Origin of the sequence: Actinocorallia aurantiaca (assembly GCF_039533685.1) — a bacterium.
Classification (GTDB): Bacteria; Actinomycetota; Actinomycetes; order Streptosporangiales; family Streptosporangiaceae; genus Actinocorallia; species Actinocorallia aurantiaca.
In genome coordinates this window covers 23,782-31,345 of sequence record NZ_BAAATZ010000005.1, presented here as the reverse complement: position 1 = coordinate 31,345, position 7,564 = coordinate 23,782, and the positions used below count along the sequence as shown (strand labels likewise).

Below are 7,564 nucleotides of genomic sequence, written 5' to 3'. Positions count from 1 at the left end.
GTTCCTTTTCTCCTCCAGGGGCGGGAGGAAGGTCAGCGGTAGGAGTGCTCCGCCGCCGGGAAGGCGCCGCCGACGACGTCCTCGGCGTAGGAGCGGGCGGCCTCGGAGAGCACGTCGCCGACCGAGGCGTACTTCTTCACGAACTTGGCGGTGTGCGGGACCAGCCCGGCCATGTCCTGCCAGACCAGCACCTGGGCGTCGGTCGCCGCGCCCGCGCCGATGCCGATGGTCGGGATGGACAGGGCCGTGGTGACCCGTTCGGCCAGGTCCTCGGGCACGCACTCCAGCACCACGGCGAAGGCGCCCGCGGCCTCCATCGCCTTGGCGTCCTGGATCAGCTGCTCGCCGGCCTCGCCGCGGCCCTGCACCCGGTAGCCGCCGAAGACGTTCACCGACTGCGGGGTCAGCCCGAGGTGGGCCATCACCGGGATCCCGGCCGCGACCATGGCCTCGACCTGCGGGAGGATCCGGCGGCCGCCCTCGACCTTGACCGCGTGCGCCCCGGTCTCCTTGAGGAAGCGGGAGGCGGTGGCCAGGGCCTGCTCCACCGAGGCCTGGTAGGAGCCGAACGGCAGGTCGGCGACGACCAGCGCGCGCTTGGAGCCGCGGACGACCGCGGCGGTGAGGGGGAGGAGGTCGTCGACCGTCACCGGGACGGTGGAGTCGTATCCGTAGACGACCATGGCGGCGGAGTCGCCGACCAGGAGGACGGGGATGCCCGCCTCGTCGAAGATCCGCGCGGTGAGCGCGTCGTAGGCGGTGAGCATCGGCCACTTCTCGCCGCGGGCCTTGGCCGCTGCGATGTCGCGTACGGTGATCCGCCGTGTTCCCTGGCCGCCGTAGAGCATGGTCGACCGGTCCTGCGCTGCTGTGGACATGCTTGATCTACCTCCAGTCTCGAGGCGCCCCTTCGGCGTACCCGGACGGAATCGATGATCCCACCAACTCAACGACAGGGGAAGAGTCACCATTCCCAGCTTTTTGTCCGATCGTGAATAAAATCTCACCCCCGGCCTGGGCCGGAGCGGGGAGCCGTGACACCGGAAACCCCGCCCGGATCCCCGCGCGATGACGGTCTTGAGTGAGTAGCCACGCACGAAACGCTTCGGTACTCCATACTTGGGCGCAGGACTTTGCAGGCGGAGGCGGGAGCGGCAGACGTGAGAACCGCGATGGCGCGACGGGCCACTGCGTCCATTTCCGATTCGGCGTCCAGGACGCTCGTCCTCGGCCTCGACGCCGACGGCAGGATCGTGCAGTCGGGCCGGAACGCGGCCTCGGTGCTGGCGGTGGAGCCCGCCGAGCTGCTGGGGACCCCGCTGGCCGAGCTGATCGAGGAGGGCGCCGAGCAGCTCGAGAGCATCCTCGCGGCGGTCGCGGAGGGGCAGGAGCGCACCGCGGTCTGGCGGCTGCGCGGTCCCGGCGAGGCGGTGGTGACGGTCCAGCCGATGGTCGGCGGAGCCGGCCTGGCCGCGCTGGCGCACATCAAGATCGCGCTGCCCGCCGCCGAACGCTTCCAGGACCCGGTGCAGGTGCGCCGTGCCCTGTTCGACGACCCGCTCGCCCGCTTCGGCGCCAACCTCGACCTCGACCAGTGCGCCCGCGAGCTGGCGGACGTCGTCGTGCCGCACTACTGCAACGTCGCGGCGATCGTGGTCCTGGAGAGCCTGGTCGCCGCCGACGAGTCGCCCGTGGCGTCCGGCGGCTCCGCCGTGCTGCGCCGGATCGCGCTGGCCACCGACAACCACGACCTGGACTGGGTCTCGGCGTTCCCCACCGGCGAGGTGCTCGTCTACCCGCCCGACACCCCCTACCGCGAGTGCCTGGACCGCAGGGAGGCGGTGCACCTGCGGCAGATCACCGAGGAGCAGGCGGGCGAGATCGCCTCGGCCTGGCGCCGCGACCCGGTGAAGGAGCTGCTGAGCGACGTCTCGATGGTGATGCTGCCGCTGATCGCCCAGGGCTCCCTGCTCGGCATGATGATCTGCACCAGGACCGCGGGCTTCCGCCGGTTCGACGCCTACGACGTCGAGATCGGCATGGAGTTCGCCTCCCGGGCCGCCATCGTCATCGACAACGCCCGCCGCTTCAGCCGGGAGCGGGCCACCGCCCTCACCCTGCAGCGCAGCCTGCTGCCCAACCGGTTGTCGCACCCGTCCTCGGTCGAGGTCCGGCACCGCTACCTGCCCGGCAGCAAGCTGGTCGAGGTCGGCGGCGACTGGTACGAGTCGATCGCGCTGCCCGGCGGCCGGGTCGCGCTGATCGTCGGCGACGTCGCGGGCCACGGCGTCAAGGCCGCCGTCACCATGGGGCGGCTGCGCACCGCGCTGCACACGCTGGCCAACCTGGACTACCCGCCGGCCGACGCCCTGCACATCCTGCACGAGCTGATGACCGAGCTGGGCGAGCAGGAGCCGCACTTCGCGACCTGCGTCTACGGGGTCTACGACGCAACCAGCGGCCTGCTGGAGATCGCCTCTGCGGGCCACCTGCCTCCGCTGCTGCTGCGCGCCGACGGCACCACCGAATACCTCGACCTGCCCGACGCCCCGCCGCTGGGCGTGGTCGGCGGCAACCCGATCGAGAGCCGGGAGTTCGCCGTCGAGGACGGCAGCATGTTCGTCATCTACACCGACGGGCTGGTCGAGAGCCGCGGCCGCGACATCGACGACGGCCTGGCCCGGCTGCGCGGCATCTTCGACGCCTCCGCGCTGGAGCGCCCGATGGAGGACCTGGCCAAGGCCTGCCTGGCGGGCGTCTACGACGACCACCACCGCGACGACATCGCGCTGCTCATCGCCCGGCTGCGGCGGCTGCCGTCCGACACCCACGAGTCCTGGACGCTGCCCAACGACCCGGCGGCCGTGCGCCGCGCCCGCGGCCTGGTCCGCGCCCAGCTGGAGGAGTGGGGCCTGGCCGAGCTGTCCTACACCGCCGAGCTGCTCGCGTCCGAACTGGTCACCAACGCGGTGCGGTACTCGCCCGGCGCCCTGGAGCTGCGGCTGCTGCGCGAGCGCACCCTGGTCATCGAGGTGATGGACCGTTCGGCGGCCCTGCCCAGGCTGCGCCGCGCCGCCGACGACGACGAGGGCGGCCGGGGCCTGCTGGTGGTCAGCGAGTTCGCCCGCCGCTGGGGCACCCGCAGGACCGCCCTGGGCAAGGTCGTCTGGTGCGACCTGCCGCTGCCCGGCGCCGACTCCGACGACGCCGACTTCGGCGAGCAGTGGCCGGGCCAGCACCACCACACCGACGAGTTCCCGCTGCCTCGGCTGCCCCGCGACTGACCCCGCCTCAGGGCCGCCGGTCGTTCAGGACCACGGTCTTGGCCATCTTGTCGTGCCAGGCCTGGCGCCTGGGCCGGTCCCACAGGGGCGAGAAGGAGTTCAGCGTGGAGATCAGGCCGATCATCGGCAGCATGCCCAGGAGCGTGAAGCCCATCGGGTAGAGGGCCGCCCGGCCGAACGCGATTCCCTTGGACAGCGGCAGGTGGGGGGCGTCGGCGGACGCCACCCGCAGGCGCATGAGGCGCTTGCCCAGGGTGCGCGACCACAGCGCGTTCTGGACGCCGTCGTAGAGGAAGTAACCGCCGAAGACGATCAGAAAGGCGACGGCGACGGCAGAGCTCCCCACGGAGGTCTCCATCTCCGGATCCCGGTCCCGGGCGGCCACCACGATCGGGACGATCAGGGCGACCGCCGTGGCGATCACGATGAGGACGTCGACGACCCTGGCCAGGAGCCGTTTGCCGAGGTGGGCCACGGCGAAGCAGCCCGGAGGCGCGTCGGGCGGCCCCCAGGGGGGCTCGGCGTAGTAGTACCGGTCGTGCGGGCCGTCCGGATCATAGGTCGGGTGGTATCCCTGCGGGAGGTACCCACCGTACTGGCCCGGCTGCCCGTACTGCCCGTGAGAACCGGGCGGCGGCGGGGACTGCGGGTTCTGCCAGGAGGGCTCGCCCTGCCATCCGGGGGGAATCGTCACGAGGCTCCTCTGGTGTCCGGAGCCGAGATCATAACCGGACGGACCAGTACGGTCAGTGCTTTTCCCTCCATAGGGAGGTCACCTGGGCGGGAGCGACGCGCAGACGTGCCGAGCGGACCGACCCGGATCACCGCTCCGGACATCCCCGGCCGGGGAGAGCGGCCTGAACCGCTCTCCCCGCCTCCCGACGTCCTTCGACGACGGCGGAGCCGTCAGAGCACCTCGATGTAGCGGCGGCGCTCGTACTCCGTCACCTGGCGGCGGTAGTCCTCCCACTCGGCGCGCTTGTTGCGCAGGAAGAAGTCGAAGACGTGCTCGCCCAGGACGTCCGCGAGCAGCTCCGAGCGCTCCATGGTGCGGATCGCCTCGTCGAGTGACTGGGGGAGCGGCTGGATGCCCAGCACGCGGCGCTCGGCCGGGGTCAGCGCCCACACGTCGTCCTCGGCGCCCGCGGGGAGTTCGTAGCCCTCCTCGATGCCCTTCAGGCCCGCGCCCAGGATGGCCGCGAAGGCCAGGTAGGGGTTGCAGGAGCTGTCGAGCGAGCGGAACTCGATCCGGGTGGCGTGGCCCTTCTGGGGCTTGTACATGGGCACGCGGATCAGCGCCGAGCGGTTGTTGTGGCCCCAGCAGACGTAGGAGGGGGCCTCGCCGCCCTGCCCGGCGGCGGATCCCGGGCCGCCCCACAGCCGCTTGTAGGAGTTGACCCACTGGTTGCAGACGGCGGTGATCTCCGGCGCGTGGCGCAGCAGGCCCGCGATGAAGGCGCGGCCGACCTTGGAGAGCTGGTACTCGGCGCCCGGCTCGTAGAAGGCGTTGCGGTCGCCCTCGAAGAGGGACATGTGGGTGTGCATGCCCGAGCCCGGGTACTCGGTGAACGGCTTGGGCATGAACGAGGCCCAGACGCCCTGCTCCAGCGCGACCTCCTTCATGACCAGGCGGAAGGTCATGATGTTGTCGGCGGTGGTGAGCGCGTCCGCGTACCGCAGGTCGATCTCCTGCTGGCCGGGCGCCCCCTCGTGGTGGCTGTACTCCACCGAGATGCCCATCGACTCCAGCATGGTGATCGCGTTGCGGCGGAAGTCGTGCGCCGTGGAGTGCGGGGTGTGGTCGAAGTAACCCGCCTGGTCGACCGGCTGAGGAGCCTCTCCGTCGGACGGAAGGCCCTTGAGCAGGAAGAACTCGATCTCAGGGTGGGTGTAGAAGGTGAAACCGAGGTCCGCGGCCTTGCCCAGGGTGCGCTTCAGCACGTACCTGGGGTCGGCGAAGGACGGGGTGCCGTCCGGCATCAGGATGTCGCAGAACATGCGGGCCACGCCGGGGGCCTCCGCCCGCCAGGGCAGCACCTGGAAGGTCGAGGGATCGGGCTTGGCCAGCATGTCGGCCTCGTGTACCCGGGCGAAGCCCTGGATCGAAGAGCCGTCGAAGCCGATGCCCTCGGCGAAGGCGCCCTCCAGCTCGGCCGGAGCGACCGCCACGGACTTCAGGAAGCCGAGGACGTCGGTGAACCAGAGCCTGATGAACCGGATGTCCCGCTCTTCGAGGGTCCGGAGCACGAACTCCTGCTGACGGTCCAATGCCATTCTCCTTACAAGCCTGTGAACCGGGGCCGGGGCTGATCAGCCGCCCACACCGGGCCTTGCCGTCAGTCTGCCCTGTAGGTGTTTCCCCAGCGTTACAAACCTACCCGCCGGGTGCGACCTGGGTAGTGGCCCCGTCCAGGGTCGAAGTCCTCGAACGATCGCACAGTTCCGGGATACCTTCATCCCGTGAGCGTTATCTGTGTGCCCTATCACCTCGACGAGCGGCTGCCGGACTTCGAGGCGCCGATCGAGGCCGACGAGACCATCACGCTGCTGCTCCCCGAGGCGGGGCACTGGCGGCGGATGGCGGTGCTCTACGACACCGTCGCGGACTCGGTGGCCAAGCTGGCGGGCGAGGGGGACAGGCCGGTCGTCGTCTCGGGCGACTGCACCACCTCCCTGGCCGTGGTGGCCGGCCTGCAGCGCGCGGGGATCAGCCCCTCCATCGTCTGGTTCGACGCCCACGGAGACGTCCACACCCCGCAGAGCACCCTGTCGGGCTACCTGGGCGGCATGCCGCTGCGGCTGCTGGTGGGGGCCAACCCCGAGGTGATCGCCGACCTGCTGGGCCTGGAGCCGGTGCCCGAGCGCCGGGTCACCCTGGTGGATGCCCGCGACCTGGACCCGCCCGAGGCCGAGTACCTGGCCGGCGCCGAGATCGTCCGCTGCCAGGTGGCCGACGTGGACGAGCCGGTGCTGCCCGACGGGCCGATCTACCTCCACCTGGACTTCGACGTCATCGACGGCGAGGAGCTGCCGGGCCTGCTCTACCCCGCGTCCGGGGGCCCGTCGCGCAAGAAGGTGCTCAAGGCGATCCGCCGGGTGCTGGACACCGGCCGGGTCGTGGCGGTGGGCGGCGCCTGCACCTGGGTGCCGGGCCGCGGCACGGCGGCTCTGGTGGAGCCCATCATGACCGGACTTTGACCCGGAGTACCCGGAAGCCGCGGCGGCGCTCACCTAACGTGAGCGCATGCTTACCTCCGAGCTGCTGTTGCCCCTGACCTGGAGGGTCCCCTCCCTGTCCGCCCCCTGCCGGGTCCACGAGGGACTGTGGGCGGTCGGGGAGGAGACCACCGCCTGGGCGAGGTCCCGGGGGCTGGTGTTCGGCGACACCGACACCTCGCGGCTGGGCCGCGGCCGGTTCGAGCGGCTGGCCTGCCGCCTCTTCCCGGACGCCCCGCAGGCCCGGGTGGCCCTGTTCACCCGGTGGCTGCTCTGGCTGTTCGCCTTCGACGACCTGCGGGACGAGACCCCGTTCGGCGGCTCGGCGACCGAGGTGGACGCCCTGTACGAGGAGATGACACGGGCGGTGCGCCGCGGGTCGCCCCGCGCGGGCGCCGGGCCGCTGGAGATCACGCTGGCCGAGCTGTGGCGCGAGACGTCCGGGGGGATGAGCGGCGAGTGGCGCCGCAGGTTCCGCATCCACCTGGAGTGGCACAGGCAGGGCTGCGTGGACGAGGCCGTCGGCCGCCGCACCCGGGCGCTGCCCTCCCTGGAGGACTATCCGCGGCTGCGCCGCCGCACCAACGGCCCCTTCATGCTGGACCTGGTCGAACCGGTCCTGGGAGTGGAGCTGCCCGAGCCGCTGGTCCGGACCCGCGCCTGGCAGCGGCTCTTCGACCGGGTCAACGACGTGACGGCGTGGTGCAACGACGTCGCCTCCTACCCGCACGAGAGCGGGCTGGGCGACTCCTGCAACTACGTCGCGCTGGCGGTGGGCGAGCTGGAGCTGGAGCCGCTGACGGCGATCACCTGGGTGAGCGAGCGGATCGAGGAGGGTCTCGCCGGGATGGCGGAGGCGGCCGAGGCGCTCGACTCGGAGCCGGCCTGGCGGGAACTGGACCCGTCCGTGCGCGAGGAGGCCGACCGGGTGGTCGACACCCTGCTGGCGGTGCCGCGGGCGCAGTTGGACTGGCTGGTGGAGAGCGGGCGCTACAGCCCCATGCCCGACACCTCGGTCCCTTCACCGAGACGCCGGATGAGCGTAACTTTGGGGTGAGGTCTGT

At 71.4% G+C, this 7,564-nt stretch carries 6 protein-coding genes; 3 read left to right on the top strand and 3 right to left on the bottom strand.

Annotated features, from left to right (window positions below; genetic code table 11):
• Positions 1-32: 32 nt before the first annotated feature.
• On the bottom strand, positions 33-878 hold the full coding sequence (panB, locus tag ABD327_RS06265) for a 3-methyl-2-oxobutanoate hydroxymethyltransferase (protein ID WP_344449224.1): 846 nt from the start codon (positions 876-878) through the stop codon (positions 33-35).
• A gap of 282 nt (positions 879-1,160) precedes the next feature.
• On the opposite strand from panB, the gene ABD327_RS06260 reads away from it, so the two are divergent.
• On the top strand, positions 1,161-3,284 hold the full coding sequence (locus ABD327_RS06260) for an ATP-binding SpoIIE family protein phosphatase (protein WP_344449223.1): 2,124 nt from the start codon (positions 1,161-1,163) through the stop codon (positions 3,282-3,284).
• Positions 3,285-3,291: 7 nt separating this feature from the next.
• Here ABD327_RS06260 and ABD327_RS06255 read toward each other — a convergent pair whose 3' ends face one another.
• Together ABD327_RS06255 and glnA are read right to left on the bottom strand one after the other, a co-directional pair.
• Entirely contained in the window at positions 3,292-3,978 is a 687-nt protein-coding gene (locus tag ABD327_RS06255) for an RDD family protein (RefSeq protein ID WP_344449222.1), read from the bottom strand.
• A 212-nt stretch (positions 3,979-4,190) separates the two neighbouring features.
• A complete protein-coding gene (glnA, locus tag ABD327_RS06250; protein WP_344449221.1) occupies positions 4,191-5,552 on the bottom strand; it encodes a type I glutamate--ammonia ligase in 1,362 nt (453 codons plus the stop codon).
• Positions 5,553-5,744: 192 nt separating this feature from the next.
• On the opposite strand from glnA, the gene ABD327_RS06245 reads away from it, so the two are divergent.
• Both ABD327_RS06245 and ABD327_RS06240 read left to right on the top strand, forming a co-directional pair.
• Positions 5,745-6,482 carry an arginase family protein gene (locus ABD327_RS06245; protein WP_344449220.1) on the top strand — a complete coding sequence of 246 codons (738 nt, stop codon included), beginning with the start codon at positions 5,745-5,747 and terminating at the stop codon, positions 6,480-6,482.
• Between the two features lie 46 nt (positions 6,483-6,528).
• A complete protein-coding gene (locus ABD327_RS06240) occupies positions 6,529-7,557 on the top strand; it encodes a terpene synthase family protein (protein WP_344449219.1) in 1,029 nt (342 codons plus the stop codon).
• Positions 7,558-7,564: the final 7 nt, after the last annotated feature.

Coding starts and splice junctions, on each gene's coding strand:
- panB (WP_344449224.1), bottom strand. CDS start 878: ATGTCCACAGCAGCGCAGGACCGGTCGACCATGCTCTACGGCGGCCAG.
- ABD327_RS06240 (WP_344449219.1), top strand. CDS start 6,529: ATGCTTACCTCCGAGCTGCTGTTGCCCCTGACCTGGAGGGTCCCCTCC.